Source organism: Pseudomonas entomophila, assembly GCF_029478665.1.
Lineage (GTDB): Bacteria > Pseudomonadota > Gammaproteobacteria > Pseudomonadales > Pseudomonadaceae > Aquipseudomonas > Aquipseudomonas entomophila_F.
In genome coordinates this window covers 1-1,263 of the sequence record NZ_JARPQB010000117.1, presented here as the reverse complement: position 1 = coordinate 1,263, position 1,263 = coordinate 1, and the positions used below count along the sequence as shown (strand labels likewise).

The 1,263-nt window shown below is 62.1% G+C and carries 1 protein-coding gene; it reads left to right on the top strand.

Annotation, left to right across the window (positions count from 1 at the left end; translation table 11 throughout):
* On the top strand, positions 1-1,263 hold a 1,263-nt coding region (locus P5705_RS26150; RefSeq protein WP_346780517.1), incomplete at both ends, for an immunoglobulin-like domain-containing protein.

Here is a 1,263-nt window from a genome sequence, read left to right as displayed (position 1 = left end):
TGACCCTCGGCGATAACACCATCACCACCACCGTCACCGACGAGCCAGGTACCGGCACCCCGGGTACCGGCAACGAAGGCGACAAGGTGTCCGTGACCATCGTCAGCAATGGCGACGTGAACGAAGCCCAACAGCCGACCTTCACTGTCAAAGTGAACCAGCCGCTGGACCGCGACCTGACCGTCACCCTGTCCAACGGCGACAAGGTGGTCATCACTGCCGGCCAGACCGAAGCCACCTACAAGGCCGCCGCCCAAGGCGACGATGTGTTCAAGGACGGCAGCTCGCTGACCGTTGGCATCACCGATGCCGCCGTCACCGGCAAGACTTTCGAGAATCTGGAGCTGGGTGGCAGCGCCACCGTGCAGATCACCGATACCGTCAGTGAAGTGGTCGCAACCCTGACTGCGGACAAGACCACCGTTAGCGAAGGTGGCCAGGTCACCTACACCGTCACCCTGACCAATGCCCAGGGCCTGTCGGTCACCGGCCACAACGGCCTGACCTTCACCCTCACCGATGGCACCAAGGTCACCGTGCCTGCGGGCAGCGCCACTGGCACCTTCACCATCAATGCGCCAGATGATGTCTATGTTGGCGGCCAGCCGACCATTACCAACAAGCTTGAATCCGTTACCGGTGCTGACAACTTCGAGAAGCTGACCCTGGGTCAGGATCAAGTGAAGACCGAAGTGACGGACGAGCCTGGTACTGGCACGCCTGGCACTGGCAACGAAGGCGACAAGGTCGCCGTGACCATCGTCAGCAATGGTGACGTGAACGAAGCCCAGCAACCGACCTTCACTGTAAAAGTGAACCAACCGCTGGACCGCGACCTGACCGTGACCCTGTCCAACGGTGACAAGGTCGTGATCACCGCAGGCCAGACGGAAGCCATCTACAAGACCGCCGCTCAAGGCGACGACGTGTTCAAGGACGGCAGCTCTCTGACCGTTGGCATCACCGATGCCACCGTCGCCGGCAAGACTTTCGAGAATCTGGAGCTGGGTGGCAGCGCCACCGTGCAGATCACCGACACCGTCAGTGAAGTGGTCGCAACCCTGACGGCCGACAAGACCACCGTCAGCGAAGGCGGCCAGGTCACCTATACCGTCACCCTGACCAATGCCCAGGGCCTGTCGGTCACCGGCCACAACGGCCTGACCTTCACCCTGACCGATGGCACCAAGGTGACCATCCCGGCTGGCAGCGCCAGCGGCACCTTCACCATCACCGCCAAGGATGATGTCTACGTCGGTGGCC